The following is an 18,650-nucleotide window of genomic DNA, read 5'->3' on the forward strand; positions in this document are numbered from 1 at the left end:
AAAAATGACGCAATCTTTATTCAATAACATCATAGTTGTTGACGACGATCCTGACGTTCTTTCACAAATGGAAAAAATATTTCAGAAAATGGGAAAGAAAAACTATAAAGGTTTTCCTGGTGCAGAGCCAGCAATTAAAGAATTAGAATCCAATGTAACAGCTTATGATATCATTTTTGTAGATGTAAGAATGCCTGTTATTTCTGGGATTGCTTTAGTTCAATTCATTAAAACTCACGAAAATAAAAAAATAAGAGATTGTTTTTGTATTCCTTTAGTTGGAAGTATTGGAAAAGAAGACAAAGCAATTATTTCTGAATTTAATTTTTATGAAACTTTAACGAAACCAATTGCTGAAAAAGATTTCCTTAAAAGATTTGAAGAATTGGAAGAACAGCAAAAAAATCCTGAAAGTGATAGAAACTTTCAAAAGGAATTCCAAAATTCATTAATAGAAAAAAAATATAAAAGGGCAGAAGAACTTTTACTACCAAGATTAAAAAAAGAACCTAACTCACTTCGTTTTTTAACACTTTATGCTGAATTATTATTAAGAGCACATGATGTAAAAAAATCTGAAGAATTTTTAAATAAAATTTTAAAAATTGACCCGCATCATATTCCTGCTTTAAATCTTATTTCTAAAGTTCATATTAAAAATAATAAATTTGAAGAAGCTATGAAAGCTCTTGAAAAAGCAAAATTATTAAGTCCTCATAATGTAGAAAGACTTTTAGTCCTAGGTGAACTAAATTTAGGAAATGGGGATGCAGATAAAGCAGAAGAAAATTTTAAAAATGTTTTAAAATTAAATCCTACAGATGATAGAGCTTCATTTGGTTTAGGAAGAGCATTAGCTACTCAAGGGAAAACAGAAGAAAGTAAAAAAGTATTATCAAATCTCAAAAAAGGCGCTGAATTAGCAAGTTTTTTTAATAATAAAGGCGTTCTTTTAGTTAAATCAGGAAAATATAGTGAAGGTGTTTCACTTTATAAAAATGCAATTAAAGTATTAGATATGCCTGACAAAGAATATTTGTTACTTTATAACATTGCATTAGCTTATTCAAAATTAGGAGATAAAGCAAAGGCAATTGAAAATGCAAAAAAAGCGGTTGAAAAAGGCCCTAAAGATTATGTGAAAGCAAAAAATCTACTGGAAAAACTTGAAAAAGAAGCTCCTTCTGCTGCAGCCGCAGCTAAACCAGCACAAACTCCAGCAGCAGCTCCTGGTGAAGTAAAGAAAGATTCTCCTAAGTGTTTACTTACAGGAGATCAAATGACTTTTATCATGGGTGGATTTGAAGATGAAGTTAAAGCACCACCACCTCCTCCTGCAGAAGAAGAGTTTATTACATTTGGTATGGATTGATTTAAAAATTTTATATTTATTTTTAAATTATTTTGTTCTAAAAATGTTTGAATTCTTTGGTATGTTAATTTAGAAATTGTATCTTCTTTATCACATGAAATTAAAAAAGAATCCGATATTTTTTCAGGTGATTGAATTAAAATAAAACTTCTATTTCCATTATCTTCTCTATTCAATTCTAATGTAGCTTGCGCTGTGGTACCAGAACCAGCAAAAAAATCTAAAATAATATCATTACTATTACTTAATGTAACAATTTTTATTATTCTTTTAATTAATTCTACTGATTTTGGCATATCAAAATGTTTATTTTTTAAAATTTTTTTTAAATCTTTATTTCCCGAAATATTTATATCCATCCAAACATCATTACCTAACTTTGTCTCACTAGAAGGAACATAATGTTCTGGTTTTCCTGTTTTACCAAGCCTTAAAAGATCTATTTTTTTCCCATTTAAAATTTGTTCTGAAAACCAATTATCTATTTCATGATTTTTAATTCCCTTTTCAACACTTGTTTTATTTAGTTTTTCTAATAATGAATCATAATTTTGAATGGCAATTAAACTTCTTTCTTTAGACCATCTCCACTGACCTTTTTTAGGAAAAATTCCAAAAAGCTCATATCTTAAGTTTGGCCTATCTGTTCCGCGCCAATGGTTATTCCAAGTGCCAGCTTTTTTAAAAGAGCGATTGATTTCAAATTTTTTTATTTTTGTATCTTTTTTCTTGCTATAAAAAAGAACGTATTCATGACCTATAGCAATGCTATTTGAATATAAAAATTGAGCTTGAACATTTTTTGTTCCTCTAGGAACAATAATACAATTTCGAAAATTTTCTTCACCAAATATTTTATCCATTAATATACGTAAATAATGAACTTCATTATCATCAATACTTACAAAAATAAATCCATCATCTTTTAATATTTTATGCGCAATTTCTAAACGAGGTCTCATCATTTCTACCCAATTTTGATGAGAGCCGAAGTTATCATTATAAATAAATTTTCTTTTAGTATTATAAGGAGGATCGATATATATTAATTTTATTTTATTTTCATAATATGTGATTAGCTCTTGCATTACTTGAAGGTTATCTCCTTCAATAACGGAATTTAGCACATCATTTAAAGGAATTTGTTTTTTAGATTCTATATCTAAAAAGTTACTCATTTAAATACTCTAATAACTTTTCAATTTTAAAAAACTCATCTTCTGCTACTTTTCCTCCTGCCACAAAAGCATGACCTCCTCCAGAAAAATTCTTAGCAAAATAATTTCCTAAATGTTTTGAAGAGTCTTTAGGTTTATTCCAAGGATTAATACCACATGATAAAGAAGAACCATTTTTATTAAAACTTGGAAATACATGTAAAGCATAATTAGCATCTTCAAATAACATATATGGTAAAAACCTTCCCATACCTGCATATTCTTTGCTATCTACAAAATTTGCGTAAGCAACTTTACCTTCTAAACGAGTTGATTTTTTATAGGAACGGTATTGTTTATTAAAAGATTGTTCTTCATGATTTAATATAGCTTTATAAAGAAAATCGGAATCAAAAAGATCTTCTACTGAAGGATTTTTTGAAATTTGTCTTACAAGTTTTTTGTAAAGTGCTACTTTATCTATAATAGAATGACTTGGGCTAAACAGTGTTTGTAACTTTACTGAATTTGATGAATAATCATGCGCTGCTTCACAGCTTACATATAAAGCCCCATCTATAATTTCAGCCAAATCAATAAACTCTTCGTATTCTTTAATAAATTTAATTGGAAATTCCAGCTCATGATGATGTGTTCTTAATAAACCGGGAGTACTTATTGCGTTCGTATCCCACTTTGTAATTACATTTGGAATGATTTCAGAAGTATTATTTTCATTTAAAAAAGGAAAACTCGAGCCTGTTGGATGATGGTCAATCCAATAACAATCTGGAATTTTTTTATTTTGACCTAAGGTTTTTTCTAAAGCGCTTTTAGCTGCAAAAAAACGATTGCTAAGTAAGGAAGGATGTAAAGTGAAATCTAAAATCGCACAGGGCCATTTGATTTCTTTTAAACTCCAATCACCTTGAGAGGAAATATGATTTACGGGTTGAATATCCGTTGTCCACCCAAATTTTCCAAATTTATTATAAATAAATTTGGAAAATAATGCGGCTGCAATTCCACCGTCGGCATCGGAATGACTATATATAGAGTAGATAAGATCTTTTGCCATTATTATGATCCAGAAATAGCAAAAAATAGATACATAAAAGCACTAAAAAATATATTTAAAAAACCAAAAATAATAACTATCATTCCAACAATAGAGATAATCATTGCTTTTTCTTGAAGTTTTCTAGCTGTATTATAACTTACATTATTAATTAAAATATTCCAACCAGCATAACCAGGTAAAGGTAACAAAAATAAAGCGCCTAAGACCATATTTGTTAAACCAATTGTTGAAAGCATGAGTTGCGCTAATTTATCTGGAGTGGAAAGATCTAATGCGGGAGAAGGCGTTATGCTTCCTCCTAAAAAAAATCTTAAGGTAAGCATGCATATTATGGAAATTAAAAAGTTGATACCCACACCAGAAAGATAAATAATATTCACATCTAGCTTTGGTTTTTTAAAATATCTTGTATCAATTTGAAATTGTTTAGGCCAACCTAAAACAAATGGAAAATTTGCTAAAATAGAAATAAAAGGAAAAAGTATTGTTCCCACAATTTCAATATGAGGAATTGGATTAAATGTTGCTAGCTGTGTTGTTTGAAAAGAATTATCTCCTTTTCTTTTTGCCATTATAGCAATTCCAGCTTGATACATTGTAATAGCAATTAAAAAACCTAAATATTTAAGTAACGCGATCGCAATTGAAAACTCAGGATTAGAACTCATTATATAAAACATCCATTATTAAATTAAAAACCAGTTTTTTCTTTTATCTTCTTTTTTACAAACCAAATCACCAATAAAGTAACAATAGCAATACCTAGTATGATAAAAATACTATATTGTCCTTTTTTAACATAGTGATCTAGTAATTTTAAATCACTTAATTGTCTTTCACCCCAAAACCCAAGATAAACCCAAACAGGAACACTAATTAAAGCGGCAATTCCGTCTGTTAGTACAAATTTTAAGTACGAAACTTTTTTAGAGATTCCAGTAACAACAAATATGGGAGATCTTAGACCTGGCATAAAACGAGCCGCAAAAATAAACCAAAAGCCATGTTTTGCAAATTTTTCTTGGATCCATTGATAACGCTCAGGAGTCACGATTTTTGAAAAAAACTTTATTTTTAAAAGCTTTTCTCCAAATATTCTTCCTAAGAAATACATTGTGCTATCGCCTATTAATACACCAGCCATAGAAACTGCCAGCATATAATGAACTTCATTACAACTTTTTAATGCTTCTAAAAAAGTCCCGTCAACAGAACAAGCCATTGATGAGATAAAACCACCAGCTACAAGAGTAATATCTTCAGGTACTGGTAAGCCAAATCCACAAAGTAGTAAAACCCCAAATACGGCTATAAAACCGTAATTTGTAAAAAAGACGATAAGACTATTTAAATCTAACAACACAGTAACTCCAGACATGCTCAAGAAAAAAACCGATGTATGTACAATTAACCAATATGAACAGCCCCTGCAAACAATCAAGCCTCTGATAAATGATATATAGCTTTTCTTTATTCTATTCTAATTTAAAAAGATAAAAATGATATCAGCACAGTTAAGGGGTTTTAAAAGTCTTAAATTAAACATTCTTTCTTTATAGTATCTTATAAATCAATAATTTTACTAGAACTATCGTTTTATGGAAACTTACTTGAAACAAATAATATAGATTTATCTACTCGCGAGTTGACACAATAAAATAGGTGCTTATGTTCCTCGCAAGCAGGGAAAAAAGCTTATCCTGTATTTTAAGCTCAATTATAAAGGCTTGAAATTAATAGCTTTTCTCTCTTTCTATTTAAATCAAAAAGTGATTGATTTTCATCCCTTATCTCGGAGGTTTTCGTATGAGTAAAATAATTGGTATCGACCTAGGGACAACTAACTCAGTTGTAGCGGTCATGGAAAATGGCCAAGCTAAAGTAATCACAAATCAAGAAGGTGAGCGTACAACTCCTTCCGTTGTTGCTTATACTCGTGATGGTGAATTTATCGTTGGTCGCGCTGCACGCAACCAAGCGGTAACAAACCCACGTAACACTATTTACTCAGCAAAACGCTTTATTGGTAGCCACTTTTCAGAACGCTCTGAAGAAGCTACAAAAATGCCATACATTGTAAAAAAAGGTCCTAGCGACAAAGTTCTATTTGAAATTGGTGGAAAAGACATGGCACCGCCAGAAATTTCTGCAAAAGTTCTACAAAAACTTAAAGAAGCTGCAGAAAGCTATCTTGGCCAAACAGTAACAAAAGCAGTTATTACTGTTCCTGCTTACTTTAATGACTCCCAACGCCAAGCTACTAAAGATGCCGGTAAAATTGCTGGACTTGAAGTTCTTCGTATTATCAATGAGCCAACAGCAGCCGCTCTTGCTTATGGTCTTGATAAAAAAACAAACCAAAAAATTGCTGTTTATGACTTTGGTGGCGGTACATTTGACGTTTCCGTTCTCGAAGTTGGAGATAACGTAGTTGAAGTTCTTTCTACAAACGGTGACACACACCTTGGTGGTGATAACGTAGACGAACGTCTTATTGACTTCCTTGTTGCTGAATTTAAAAAACAAACATCTATGGACGTTTCCAAAGATCCAATGGCTATGCAACGTCTTAAAGAAGCTGCAGAAAAAGCAAAAATTGAGCTTTCAGGACAAACTAAGGTAGACATCAATCTTCCTTACTTAACTGCAGATCAAACAGGCCCAAAACACCTTGCTGTAAGCCTAATGCGTTCTCAATTTGAACAAATGATCATGGACATCATCGACAAAACAATTGAGCCTTGCCGCTCTGCACTTCGTGATGCAAACCTCTCTATTGATCAAATTGATGAAGTTGTAATGGTTGGTGGTTCAACTCGTATTCCACTTGTGGGCGAAAAAGTAAAAGCATTCTTCAAAAAAGAACCAAACCGTACTGTAAACCCAGATGAAGTCGTTGCCGTTGGTGCTGCCGTTCAAGCTGGTGTTCTTGGTGGTGAAGTAAAAGACGTTCTCTTACTAGACGTAACTCCATTAAGTTTAGGTATTGAGACTTTAGGTGGCGTGTTTACAAAACTTATTGAACGCAATAGCACAATTCCAAAACGCGCAAGCCAAATTTTCTCTACTGCTGCTGACAACCAAACAAGCGTTGAAATTGGTGTATTTCAAGGTGAACGCGAAATGGCTCGTGACAACCGTAGCCTTGGCCGCTTTAACTTAACAGAAATTCCATCTGCACCACGCGGTGTTCCTCAGATTGAAGTAACATTTGACATTGATGCAAACGGTATTTTAAACGTTTCAGCAAAAGATCTTGGCACAAGCAAAGAACAAAAAATTACTGTTTCTAACTCAGGCGGACTTTCTGAAGCAGAAATCAAACGCATGATGGAAGAAGCAGAGCGTCATGCTGCAGAAGACAAAACACGTCGTGAAACAATTGATGTACGTAACAAACTAGACAGTATTGTATTCCAAACTGAAAAGAACTTACGTGAAAATGGAGATAAACTTCCAGCCGACATGAAGTCTTCCCTTGAGACAGAACTTGCAAGCGCACGCACTGTTCTTGAAACAAAATCGGAAGACAAAGCTGCTCTTGAAGCCGCTATTACAGCTCTTGAAGCTAAAGCACACAAGCTAGCTGAAGAAATGTATAAAAATGCAGGGGCTCAAGGTCAAAATCCTCAAGGCGCTCCAAATACAGAAGGCGGAGCTCAAGGTAACAACCAAAACAACTCCAAAAATAAAGATGGTGTTGTAGATGCTGAATTTGAATCCAATAACTAAGATTTAAATTTAGGTATATTAACGAAAAGACCTCACTAAAGTTTTAGTGAGGTCTTTTTATTTATAGATATTCAAAATAAAAAATAATAATTATAGAACTGTAGTTTCTAATTCATAATCATCAGTTAAATAAAATTTTATAAAAGGCTTTTTATTGCTCCAAAAATACTTAATTTTTATTCCTTGTAATGTCATAAATTCATCTTTTCCAACAGGATATAATTTTTCTGATAAGGAATTATATTCTAAATATAAAGCATTTTTCTCAAATTTTATTATATTCAAATCATCTTCATCTAAAAATTTAAAGTTTAAAGAATATTTTTCCAAATTATCTTTTATTTTTATAGGATTTAGTATTTTCTTATTTTTGAACCCTATATTATAAACATCATTAAAACTATGAATTAATTTTTCATTAATATACATTCCATTATCAGAGTTTGTCATAACAATTAGGGCATCCATAAGTTTTTTTTCTTTATTTTTATTTGAATTATTCACAAATGCATACATTATTGAATTAAAACCATCATTACTGCCACCATGCCCAAATGACAAAACTTTTTTGTTTTTTATTATTTCAAATCCAAGGCCATATTGAGAAGGTTTTTTTGCTATAAATATTTGTTTAACTAAATCTCTATCTAAATTTAAGTTATTTGAATCACCATAATATAAACCTATTAAATGTAGAATTGAGTTTGCCAAGTCTGTAGGATTAGTCCATAAACCTGCAGCCGCATTTTCAGGGTAATTGTGATATTTAGAAGCATATGGCACACCTACTTTGTTGTGTGCACTGCTTACAAAAGGATCATTTGTTTCTAACAAAGGCTGATGGAATGAGCTTGAATTCATATCTAATTTTTTTAAAATATTTTTGTCCATCCAAGAAGTAAAATCTTCTTTCACAATGCTTTCTATTGCTAATTGTACAATACTAGTTCCTCCCCCAGAATAAGAAAAAGATTTTCCAGGGGTATTAATTACTTCTACGGCATCTGTGGTAACAAATGGTTTTTTTCCATTTAAAACATCTATAATAGTTGGAAAAGGTTTAACAGATCTATCAATTCCAGGGAACCCATGGACATTTATTCCACCAATATGTGACATTAGCATTCTTGCTGTTACTGGAGTTATTTTTGTATATTTATTTAAAGGTATTTTCCAACCAACTAAATATTTATTTATATCACTATCTAAATCAAATTTATTTTCACTTGCTAATTTCAATCCACCTAAAACAGCAAAAGGTTTACTAATTGATGCCGCTTGCATAAGATCGCGGGTATAAAGTTTCTCTTTTGATTGAGAATCTTTATAACCATAAGATTTTATCCAAACTATTTTACCATTATGAATTGCTGCAATGCTAATTCCTGGAATTTTATATTTTTTCATTTCTTCATATATGGAATATTTTTTAGATATTTGATCTTTTAAAACATAATTATATCTTAAACTGTTTTCGAATTTTTCTAGATTTAATATTTCAGATTTTTGAACATAAGATGTCTCTGTAGGAATATCATTTTGAGCATAACTATTATCTGACATAAATAAGCCTACTGCAATTAAAATTTTTTTCATTTAAAATTTCCGGAATATAAATATTATCAAGATATTTTGCTAACTTTAAGATTAGCCACATTATTTTATTATAAAAAAAATAAAATAACAATAAACTGAAGGCACTTCAATTATAAAAAATTTTTATTGATCAATATATATGCATTTGACTTTTTCCAATTAATTTAATTAAATTATATTTAAGTCCTATTTTGGGTTTTATGAATGAAAGGAAATCATTTGTGTTGCCTTTTGATCATGATAATAAAGCAAAACCAATATTAAAATGGGCTGGTGGAAAATCAAGTATTCTTCTTGAATTATTTGAATTTTTTCCGAAAAAATTCAATAGATATTATGAACCTTTTTTAGGTGGTGGGGCTGTTTTTCTTTCTTTAAATAAAAACTTTAAAAATGAGTTTATTAACGATATGAATAAAGATATTTATACATTATATAGAATAATCCAAAAAAACCTAATGAATTAATGCTTGAATTAGACAAATTAGAAGCTAATTACTCTGAAGATTTTTACTATGAGCTGAGGAAATATAATCCTGAAACAGAATTAAAAAGAGCCGCAAGAACTCTATTTTTGAATAAAACGGGATTTAATGGACTTTACCGTTTAAATTCAAAGGGAAACTATAATGTTCCTTTCGGCAAAAGAAAAAAATGTCCCGCTTTATATGATAAAAAAAATTTTATAGAAGTATCGACACGATTTCAAAATTCTATTTTAACAAATTTTGATTTTGAAACCATAATTGATAGTGCAGAATTTGGTGATTTTATATATTGTGACCCACCCTATGAACCTCTTTCTGTTTCCTCATCATTTAATTCCTATAACAGCGGTGGTTTTTCATTTTTAGAGCAAGAAAGACTCTTTAATTCATGCAAAAGAGCTGTTCAAAAAGGAGCTACTATCATAATATCAAATTCAAATTCACCCAAAATAATTGAATTATATAAAGACTGGGATATTTATAAAATTAAAGTAAAAAGAATGATTAACTCTAAAGGGGATGGCAGAGGAAAAATTGAAGAAGTTATCATTGTTATGAAAAATAGTAATTTTATATCTGATTCAAAATTATCAAAGAAATTTGCAAATCCTATTTTTGATTAAGAATCACGAATGATATCAGTTGTTATATTTTCTGCTGAAATCAAAATAGTATTATCATCTTGGACAGAATCCAAGATTTTTAACTCTGCTATATATATTCCCATTGTTTCATTACCAGAAACCATAAGTCGGCCATCTGGCGAAAATATGGAGCTATCCCCAGAAAAAGACATTCCAGAATGAGCACCAATATAGTTAGAAATCAAAATATATATTTTATTTTCAATTGCTCTTTCAGAAAAATAATTTGATTCTACTTTCATATAGCCACCTTTAATAAAGGCGCCTAAAATTAAATAAACTTGCGCTCCTGCAAAAGTCATTTCTTTTGCGTGCTCTGGATAATATGAATCATAACTTATTGCTACTGAAAAAACCCATTGATCTATTTCAAATAAAAAGCCCTGTTTTCCTAATAAAAAAATTTCTTTTTCAGAACTATCTAAATAATGCTTATCGTATATTCCAATAATTTCTCCAACATCATTTATAATTAGAGCGCTGTTAGAAATACCTTCTTCTCGTTGTATACATACTCCTAATACAGCATATATTTTAAGACGACGACATGCATTTAACAAGTATGCAAGTCCATCCCCTTTTTCATTTATAGAACATCTTCCTTCTTCAACCAAAGACAAATCATAACCAGATATGGAAAGTTCTGGAAACAAAACGAGTCTTACTTGTTTTTGGGCAGCCTCTTCCAATAAAGAAACAATAATTTTTAAATTATGACCAAAATTTCCTGCAATAGCATTGAACTGAGCTGTTGCTACTTTTAGCATATTGTTCCTTACCTTTTGTTCTAATTTTATTTTTTTAAACTATATATGCAATAGACCTAAACTCAGGAAAATTAATCCAATAATCGCAAAAACCATACTTAAATACCAAAAACTTCTTTTTTTAATAAGTATTGCAAATGCAGTCATTCCAATTGCTATTTGAAATAATGTAACAGCTCTAGAATAAGAAATATGCTTTTTTAAATGAACTTCAGAAGCAATTTCTTTTTCTTTTGCTTTTTCTGATATTTGGGCAATTTCTAATTTATAATTTTCAATTTTACTTAATGAGTTTTTATCTGGCTTTACTTTTAATGATTTTTGTAAATCAACCTTTGATTCCGCAATATTCATTTTTATACTTTTTGCTTGGTAATAAGACCATTGATCTGATGCTTTAATTTGTTCAATCATTGCTTCATTAGAGTGATACCCTGCCAATAAGGCGGCTGTGGCAGCAAATATTGCATAAAAAGCTGAGGTTATAGCATAAAGCATAATATTTTTTTCATTCGATTTATGCAATGCTTGATGATTTATATGCTCTTTTACATTTTCAGTATGATCTTCTATCATTTCCATAGAAACACCTTTTAAAATTATTTGTTTAATTTATCCAAAATTATATTAGCATAAAAATAATAACTGTAACAATTTAGTTTAATTTATACTTTTAAACAAAATTAATTAACTAATTATCAAAAAATAAATTTATAAAGAAATCTAATAATTAGAGTTAATTTTATCCATAATTTTTTTATTTGTAGTTGTTTTTTTAATTTCGTTCCAAAAAATCAATTTTTGCTCATTCGTGAAAACTGATTTTTTTGAAAATGGAATATAGTAAGATTTCATTACATAACTTTTACTATGAATTTTAATTTTTTTCAAAATATCTTTATTTCTATTTAGTTCACTTTTAAAAGCAATATAAGCAACAAGACTTCCTTCCTTATCCCTTATTAATTTTTTTACATTAATCAAATCACTTTTACTAATTTCTAAATCTTCATCGTGGAAGATTTTTTGAAGTTCAGGGACAACAGAATACCCCCGAGATACTCTAACGGGTCGAGGAAGCTCTAAAGGCTTTCCATCGTATTCAAATTTGTTTGTTTTAAGTGTAATTACAATATAACCTGAACATGCTATTTTATATTCAGAGGAGCAAGATTTTACTTCTAATGGTCCTGAATTTGGTGGGTAATCTAAAAATAGCGCTCTTTCATCATTATAAGAGGCGTTCATGGCAGCATCCATTTCTCCTTTTTGAACCATTTGAATACAACGACTCCAGGGCATTATTTCAAATTTCAAATTAATATTTAACCTACCCCTCAAATTTTTAATCGCTGTTTTTAATATATCAAATTCTATTCCACTAATTACACCTTTATTTATTATTATAAATGGAAATTGTTCATTCTCATCAGAACATACATTTAAAGCAATATTTTCGGCATATACCTTTATATTTAAAAAAATAAGGATACAAATTAAAAATATTGATTTCATTAAAAATTCCTATTAAATGATATAATTTATAGATAACTTATAATAAGTTTATTTAAAAATTAACTCAATAACATTTTTTTGTAATTTAAAATTTGATTTTCTTTAGTTTTTTAAAAAATTGAGTTTTGAGGTATTTGAAAAGTATTGATATCACCCCATTTTCGAATTAAGGAAATAGCGAGAGCACTTACTTCTTCATTTTCACTTCTTGCTAGAAAGACAACTCGATTAAAAAATAAGGGTTGAATTGCTCCATCTAAAATTTCTAAAGCATAAATTTGTTCGGTTTCACGATTAGAATTTAAATATTGCTGAATTCGATCTTGATTCCAATTTTTAGGAAAATTAGAAACCAGATCTGCTAATTTATGACAGTTTAAAGAACAACTATTTTCTTTTAAAAATACAGTTTCCATTCTTTCTAGAAGTTTATCATCATATTTTGTAGGAATAAAAACTTTTAATGGTGAACTTGATAAATCACTACCACCAAAAGACCAATCAACTACAAAGTTTTTTCCAATAAAAGCTTTTTCTTCAAGAAGATTTTCAGCTACATTTAATTGCAAACTATAAATAGGAATACTTAACGAAAACTCGAATATTTTTAGTTTAAAAACACTTCCAGCTCCTATTACTAAAAAGCTGCAAATAAATGGGATTAAAACTGTTTTTATTTTAGAAGATCTTTTTGATGATAAATAGTAATAACATAAAGATAGAGCACTTATCGATATTGCAATTTCATAAAATGTAAAAGTAGAAAGCAAATAAGAAATAAAATAAAAAATAATTATCCAACCAAAAAAACCTGATAAGCTTATTGCAATAATAGAACTTAATACAAAAATAGAGGAAATTCTTAATGCATCTGCAATACTATTAATAAAATCATAGGTAAGATTTTTCTTAAAAAAAGTTAGTAAAAATATTATTAAAATACTAAAGACAAAAGGAATAATAACTCTTAAGAAATATCTTCCCGAAAAAGATAAAGGTAGAGAATCAAAAAAATACCAGGTTTTTTCTTTGCGCGGAGCAATATTCCATTCGTAAAAAAATAAAATAAGAAATAAAAATGGAAGAAAAGACCAAAAGCCTCCATAGTAAATAGCCAAACTAGTTCCTAAAATACAAATTAATATATATGACCAATATTGTTTAAACAAAAAAGTAAATATGGATCTCACAAAACAGACCCCTTCCTTTCATAAATTCGAACAATTTCTTCGAAGCTAGTATTGTGCTGTTCCTTTATACTATCTAGCGAACTTTGCAAGATGACTTCTCCTTTTTTCAAAAGAATAATGTCACTAGCATATCGTTCAATATCCTCTATCATATTTGTAGCAACAACTACTTGAGCTCCTGTATCAAATGAATATGAATCTAATTTTTTAAAAATAGCTCTTCTTGAATCTGTATCTAGATCATTAGTTACTTCATCTATTAAAATGACTTTAGGACTTCGTGGTAAACTTAATAATATTCTCAATCGAACCTGCTCACCTCGCGACATTTTTTCCACTTTTTTGTGAGTAGGTATAGATAAGTCTTTTAATAATTCTAATTCGATATCTTTATTCCAGTTTTTACAAATAGAACGGAATAAGTCTAAATGATCTTTTGCACTCAAGTTACGATATAATTCCAGGCCCCAAGATAACAAATGAATTTTTTCTTTGAGATCTTCATAGTGAATAAAAATATCTTTTTGATCATATAAAATAGAACCATGACTTGATTTTTCAAGCCCCGCAGCTAATTTTAATAATGAAGATTTTCCTGCTCCATTATGACCAACTAACGCCGTTATTCCTGGAGAATGAAATTTCAGTTCTGGAATTTTTAATCTAATAGTCCCATTTTTTCCATAAAGAACTAAATTATTTACTTCAATCATTTTTATTGTGCACTCCAACATTCTTCAACAAGGATGCCGAATCTATCTTTTTCAATTCCAAGCTCTTTGGCATGACTTACTACATTACTTAAACCTGATTTAATTAAATCTTCTTTTTGTATTTGGGTTAAAGAAACAATTCCTTCCGATACAAAAGCTCCCACTCCTCTTCGAATTACAATAAATTTTTCAACTTCCAAAATTTTAAGAGCTTTTTGGATAGTTAGGGAATTCACTTCTATCATTTCAGAAATTTCACGAACAGAAGGTAAAGGAGTGCCTGCAATAATACTACCAGATAATATTTGATTTCTCATCTGTTCAACTATCTGGGCATAGAGCGGCGTTGAGGAATGTGGATTAACTTGAAGCCTCATTTTTAGGCATTCTCCTCTTAGGTGATATACATCTCTATATAAGTATATCACTAGAAATAAAAAAGCAAGCACGTATTCTATACGTCTTTTAATAAGTTAATATTCTAAAATCATTAAAAATATTCTATAATATTATAATTTAATAGATAAATATTCTTGATTTATTTTAAAATCAAATTCAATATTAATGTAACACATATATTTTCTTCTTATTATTAAAATTTACAATTCAATTTAAATATTCATTAAAATAATTTAGAATACGATCTTCAAGCCAATAATTGGGAAAAAAAGGAATAGAACCTGATACAAAGCCAACATGTCCTCCTTTATCTGTTAATTCAAATGTAATTGAATTTGAAATCTCATTCACATTTGGAATACATGAAGGTGTCATAAAAGGATCATCTCTTGAATGAATAATTAAAGTTGGAGTTTTTATTTTAGATAAAAATTGTCTAGGACTTGATTTTGCATAATAGTCATTTACATTTTTAAATCCATGAATTTTAGCTGTGATCTTATCATCAAACTCCCAAAAATTCTTTAGATCTTTAATAGCTTTCTTATCTATACTAACACCTATAGAATTACTTTTTTTAATGAAACTATCTTTCAAAGATTTTAATAACCACCACTGATATATTCTTGAAAATCCCTTATTCATTGTATCAGCAGTAGTAGCCAGCTCAAAAGGAACAGAGGTTGCAACAGCCGATTTTATTATTTTATTTTCATTATTTTCATTAAGCCATTTTAATAATACGCTTCCACCTAAAGAAAATCCAGCAATAAAAATATCTTCTGTAATATTCCATTTTTTTTTAATATGATGAATAAAATAATTTAGATCTTCTGTATCGCCTGCATGATAAGCTCGTTCATATTTATTTGGTAATCCACTACAACCTCTAAAATGCATACATACAGCTCGAAAATTATTTTCATGTGCTTTTTTCATTAAGCGCTGAATATAAGGTGAAGAAGAAGAGCCTTCAAGTCCATGCAATAAAATTAAAAGAGGTTTTGTTTCCAATTTATTTATTGTCCAGTCCACTTGAATGAAATCACCATCAGGTAATGTTATATTCTCACGATATAGAGATAGATTTAATTTTTTAGGGAAAAAAACAGGAATTAATGTTTGAATATGTTTATTTTTTGCCCACCAAGCAGGTCTAAAATTATTTGTAGTGTTTATTTTTTTATGATTCAAAATTTATAACTCCACTCTAATAATAAATAAAATGACAAACTGCTGACACTTTATCAATTGAATATGAAATCATAAAATGGGATTTATTGCTAATATACTGAGGTTTCTAAATGCATGATTTTGAAAATGAAATTAAAACAGATTCAGAATATAAATCTATTTATCAATTACTTACTTTTAAAAGCTTCCCAAATTCTATACTTTGTAAAGTTATGAATGTTTTTGAAAAATATAGAATGAATCATAAATATGGCTGGTCACGTCCTTGGAATAAAGAAAATTTAACTATTTTTAAAAGTTTTAGATGGTATCCATTTGAAGATGAAGACATATATATATTAGTTGTTCAATTCTTATTACAAAACATAAATATCTTTGATGAAAATAGTGAAGATTTTGTTAGAGATTTATTAAATGACAGAAAAATACAAGCATTTATGTTCTTTCATGACAGTAATTCACATAATTCTAATTTTGAAGGAATTACAATTAGCCTTGGAAGAATATCTTCAAGAGGATCCAGATTTAGAGACAGAGTTGATATTATTTTAGAAGCAAATGTATGTAACAAAATCTCTAGCAAAAAATTAGATAAAGTAAGAATTATTTCGGATCCATATTTAGGGTCTAAAAAATTTCCTAGTCCCATTTTTATTACGGATAAAGAAATAAAAAATTTTCAATTATTAGAAAAATTATTAGAAATTAGTATAAATAAATTTTTAAATTGGAAAGGCTCTGAAAGAGAGTGGCATCACTGGTCACAAAAATATATTTATTATTTTGGTGAAAGAAAAAATGAGCCAGTAAATTCATTATTTTTTAATAAAATTTATTTGGCTCAAAAAAATACAATTCAATCTGAAATAAAAAATATTTAACTAATTAGCTACTTGAGATCTCCAAACTTGATCTTCAAAATAAAACTTTTTGGATTTATTATAACCACCATTTTCTCTCCATTGCTTTAAAAAGACATTAAAACTTTTCATTAATTCTAAATCGTCTTTTCTTCCTGCAACAGAAAAACTGTCAGAAACAATTTTAGTAGGTAAAATTATAAATTTATTTTTATTTCCTTTATCCATTAGATCAACGTAAGTGGAATCGGATACAAAAGCATTCGCTCTCCCTTGCATTACAGCAAGAACGAGATCTGAGTCTTGATCAAATTTTAGGATTTGTGCGTTTTTTAAAGTCTTAGATAAATAAATATCGCTTGTATAACCAGTTTTTACCGCAATTTTAAGACCTTTTTTATCTAATGAGGAAAGATCTTTAAATTCCAATTTATTTTTTTCATTATTTTTTACTGCAATACTTAAGCCACTTGTAAATGTAGAATCACTAAATAAAACCATTACTTTTCTTTCAGGAGTAACAGTCATTCCAGCTGCAATCATATCACATTTTCCAGATATTAAAGCAGGAATAATACCATCAAAACTGATTTGAACCATTTTTAATTCAACAGATAAAGATTTTGAAAATTCTTTCATCATATCAATATCAAAACCCATCCATTCGCCCTTTTGCGTTTTCATTTCAAATGGCAAAAATCCGGCGTCTGAACAAACTTTTAAAGACTTTTCATTTTTAACTCTTTGTAAACTTAAATCTTCTTTTTTTGCTTCTTCTTGCCCTGGCGCTACGGCGTATAAGTTAACAGCGGGAATTACTGATAGCAGTGAAAAAGTACGTAAGATGAACTTTAAATAACCTGTTTTCATTTTGATTCCTCTTATAAGAAGCCATAGCCGGAATGCATGAGGCAAGGACAATATTTTAGCATAAATACTCAATCAACAAACGATTCCCTACATACATAAGCTTAGAAAGCTGGTCAAGCAAAACATGCCAAATGCCTGAACATTCAGTGATTGTTTTTATAATATAACACTTCTTATTCATTATTTATATCTTCATTATTGTCTTGATCGTCAATACTTTCATTGGAAGCATCGCCTTGAATTTCTTTTGATTCAATAATAATTTCAGGCTTAGGAGTCTGTTGAGTGATTTGCGATCTTGGAACAAACCCAAAATCCATATTTTGAATTAATTGTTTTTCTTTCCTCGATGCAATTTGCATTTCCAAAATATTAAAATAAATTTTTTTATACCTTTGAATAAAGAATTGAGTTAATCTTTTTTTTTCTAAACTTTGATTCCACTTTTTAGGAGAAGGTAAAATTGCTATTAATGCAACACATTGTGATGGAGATAATTTTTTGGAGTCTACTTTAAAATAACGCCTAGAAGCTTCTTCTAACCCATAAGTATTTGGACCAAATTCTACTATATTTAAATACCATTCAATTTGATTTTCTTTTGACATAACAGCGTCTAACAAAAGCGCACCAATAACTTCTCTTGTTTTTCTTACATAACTCCTATTTCGAGATAAAAAAGCATTTTTAACAAGCTGTTGAGTTATTGTGCTTCCTCCTCGCTTTGTTTTTAAACTTTTTTTGTTTTCATTTAAAATCTTTTTAAGGCTTTCAAAATCAACCCCATTGTGTTGATAAAAACGAGCATCTTCTGAGGCTACTAAAGCCGCTTTGCAAGAATTTGGAATATCTTTTTTTGGAGTCCAAGATGTCGAAAAAATACCGGTTATTGGTCCTGTAATTCTCAAATATCTAGAAACCCCATCTTCTTTGTATGGAAAATAGATTAATAATCCAGAATATAACAAAAATACCCATGGTATAAACCAAAATATAAATATTAAAAAGCACCATAAAGGCAGCAGAAAAAACCAAAAATTAAAAGAGAAAATTCTCATTTAGATTCCTTGCA

General features: G+C 29.2%; 19 protein-coding genes. 5 read left to right on the forward strand and 14 right to left on the reverse strand.

Translation table 11 applies throughout. The features are described 5' to 3' along the window. Nucleotides 1-4: 4 nt before the first annotated feature. Nucleotides 5-1,372: a tetratricopeptide repeat protein gene (locus GCL60_RS07370; RefSeq protein WP_153419748.1), complete on the forward strand. Its 1,368-nt coding sequence runs from the start codon at nucleotides 5-7 to the stop codon at nucleotides 1,370-1,372. Here GCL60_RS07370 and GCL60_RS07375 read toward each other — a convergent pair. Genes GCL60_RS07375 through GCL60_RS07390 form a run of 4 tightly spaced genes read right to left on the reverse strand, consistent with a single transcriptional unit; the run spans nucleotide 1,276 to nucleotide 4,973 of the window. Further along, nucleotides 1,276-2,550, reverse strand: a complete 1,275-nt coding sequence (locus GCL60_RS07375; RefSeq protein WP_153419750.1) for a site-specific DNA-methyltransferase — start codon at nucleotides 2,548-2,550, stop codon at nucleotides 1,276-1,278. The two genes, GCL60_RS07370 and GCL60_RS07375, sit on opposite strands and share 97 nt — an antisense overlap. After that, nucleotides 2,543-3,607: a hypothetical protein gene (locus GCL60_RS07380; protein ID WP_153419752.1), complete on the reverse strand. Its 1,065-nt coding sequence runs from the start codon at nucleotides 3,605-3,607 to the stop codon at nucleotides 2,543-2,545. Before GCL60_RS07380 ends, GCL60_RS07375 begins: the two co-directional genes overlap by 8 nt. 2 nt (nucleotides 3,608-3,609) lie before the next feature. Next, the gene (locus GCL60_RS07385) at nucleotides 3,610-4,278 is read right to left on the reverse strand and encodes a site-2 protease family protein (RefSeq protein WP_153419754.1); all 669 of its coding nucleotides are present in this window, start codon (nucleotides 4,276-4,278) and stop codon (nucleotides 3,610-3,612) included. Nucleotides 4,279-4,301: 23 nt separating this feature from the next. After that, the gene (locus tag GCL60_RS07390) at nucleotides 4,302-4,973 is read right to left on the reverse strand and encodes a DedA family protein (RefSeq protein ID WP_202614007.1); all 672 of its coding nucleotides are present in this window, start codon (nucleotides 4,971-4,973) and stop codon (nucleotides 4,302-4,304) included. A gap of 443 nt (nucleotides 4,974-5,416) precedes the next feature. Here GCL60_RS07390 and dnaK point away from each other — a divergent pair, with 443 nt between their 5' ends. Further along, nucleotides 5,417-7,342 carry a molecular chaperone DnaK gene (dnaK, locus tag GCL60_RS07395; protein WP_153419756.1) on the forward strand — a complete coding sequence of 642 codons (1,926 nt, stop codon included), beginning with the start codon at nucleotides 5,417-5,419 and terminating at the stop codon, nucleotides 7,340-7,342. Nucleotides 7,343-7,432: 90 nt separating this feature from the next. Here dnaK and GCL60_RS07400 read toward each other — a convergent pair whose 3' ends face one another. Next, nucleotides 7,433-8,938, reverse strand: a complete 1,506-nt coding sequence (locus GCL60_RS07400) for a serine hydrolase domain-containing protein (protein WP_153419758.1) — start codon at nucleotides 8,936-8,938, stop codon at nucleotides 7,433-7,435. A 221-nt stretch (nucleotides 8,939-9,159) separates the two neighbouring features. Here GCL60_RS07400 and GCL60_RS17450 point away from each other — a divergent pair, with 221 nt between their 5' ends. Further along, on the forward strand, nucleotides 9,160-9,405 hold the full coding sequence (locus GCL60_RS17450) for a DNA adenine methylase (protein ID WP_161998119.1): 246 nt from the start codon (nucleotides 9,160-9,162) through the stop codon (nucleotides 9,403-9,405). Then, nucleotides 9,405-10,049, forward strand: coding sequence for a DNA adenine methylase (locus GCL60_RS07410; RefSeq protein WP_153419762.1), 645 nt, complete (start codon nucleotides 9,405-9,407; stop codon nucleotides 10,047-10,049). The genes GCL60_RS17450 and GCL60_RS07410 overlap by 1 nt, the downstream gene beginning before the upstream one ends. On the opposite strand, the gene GCL60_RS07415 is transcribed toward GCL60_RS07410, so the two are convergent. The 7 genes from GCL60_RS07415 to GCL60_RS07445 all read right to left on the reverse strand — a co-directional run bounded on the left by GCL60_RS07415 (nucleotide 10,046) and on the right by GCL60_RS07445 (nucleotide 15,848). After that, nucleotides 10,046-10,837 carry a carbon-nitrogen hydrolase family protein gene (locus GCL60_RS07415; protein WP_153419765.1) on the reverse strand — a complete coding sequence of 264 codons (792 nt, stop codon included), beginning with the start codon at nucleotides 10,835-10,837 and terminating at the stop codon, nucleotides 10,046-10,048. The two genes, GCL60_RS07410 and GCL60_RS07415, sit on opposite strands and share 4 nt — an antisense overlap. A 39-nt stretch (nucleotides 10,838-10,876) precedes the next feature. After that, the gene (locus GCL60_RS07420) at nucleotides 10,877-11,419 is read right to left on the reverse strand and encodes a DUF4337 domain-containing protein (protein ID WP_153419767.1); all 543 of its coding nucleotides are present in this window, start codon (nucleotides 11,417-11,419) and stop codon (nucleotides 10,877-10,879) included. Between the two features lie 141 nt (nucleotides 11,420-11,560). Further along, on the reverse strand, nucleotides 11,561-12,352 hold the full coding sequence (locus GCL60_RS07425) for a substrate-binding periplasmic protein (protein ID WP_153419769.1): 792 nt from the start codon (nucleotides 12,350-12,352) through the stop codon (nucleotides 11,561-11,563). A 110-nt stretch (nucleotides 12,353-12,462) separates the two neighbouring features. Continuing rightward, on the reverse strand, nucleotides 12,463-13,542 hold the full coding sequence (locus GCL60_RS07430) for a hypothetical protein (protein ID WP_153419771.1): 1,080 nt from the start codon (nucleotides 13,540-13,542) through the stop codon (nucleotides 12,463-12,465). Further along, nucleotides 13,539-14,255 carry an ATP-binding cassette domain-containing protein gene (locus tag GCL60_RS07435; RefSeq protein WP_161998120.1) on the reverse strand — a complete coding sequence of 239 codons (717 nt, stop codon included), beginning with the start codon at nucleotides 14,253-14,255 and terminating at the stop codon, nucleotides 13,539-13,541. Before GCL60_RS07435 ends, GCL60_RS07430 begins: the two co-directional genes overlap by 4 nt. A 2-nt stretch (nucleotides 14,256-14,257) precedes the next feature. Further along, on the reverse strand, nucleotides 14,258-14,632 hold the full coding sequence (locus GCL60_RS07440; protein WP_153419775.1) for a GntR family transcriptional regulator: 375 nt from the start codon (nucleotides 14,630-14,632) through the stop codon (nucleotides 14,258-14,260). A gap of 229 nt (nucleotides 14,633-14,861) precedes the next feature. After that, nucleotides 14,862-15,848, reverse strand: a complete 987-nt coding sequence (locus tag GCL60_RS07445; protein WP_161998121.1) for a hydrolase — start codon at nucleotides 15,846-15,848, stop codon at nucleotides 14,862-14,864. A 110-nt stretch (nucleotides 15,849-15,958) separates the two neighbouring features. On the opposite strand from GCL60_RS07445, the gene GCL60_RS07450 reads away from it, so the two are divergent. Continuing rightward, nucleotides 15,959-16,729, forward strand: a complete 771-nt coding sequence (locus GCL60_RS07450) for a hypothetical protein (protein WP_153419779.1) — start codon at nucleotides 15,959-15,961, stop codon at nucleotides 16,727-16,729. On the opposite strand, the gene GCL60_RS07455 is transcribed toward GCL60_RS07450, so the two are convergent. Together GCL60_RS07455 and GCL60_RS07460 are read right to left on the reverse strand one after the other, a co-directional pair. After that, nucleotides 16,730-17,578, reverse strand: coding sequence for a transporter substrate-binding domain-containing protein (locus GCL60_RS07455; protein ID WP_153419782.1), 849 nt, complete (start codon nucleotides 17,576-17,578; stop codon nucleotides 16,730-16,732). A 173-nt stretch (nucleotides 17,579-17,751) separates the two neighbouring features. After that, nucleotides 17,752-18,636 (reverse strand): biosynthetic peptidoglycan transglycosylase, encoded by an 885-nt coding sequence (locus GCL60_RS07460; protein ID WP_153419784.1) that lies wholly within the window; start codon nucleotides 18,634-18,636, stop codon nucleotides 17,752-17,754. Nucleotides 18,637-18,650: the final 14 nt, after the last annotated feature.

Origin of the sequence: Silvanigrella paludirubra, assembly GCF_009208775.1 — a bacterium.
Lineage (GTDB): Bacteria > Bdellovibrionota_B > Oligoflexia > Silvanigrellales > Silvanigrellaceae > Silvanigrella > Silvanigrella paludirubra.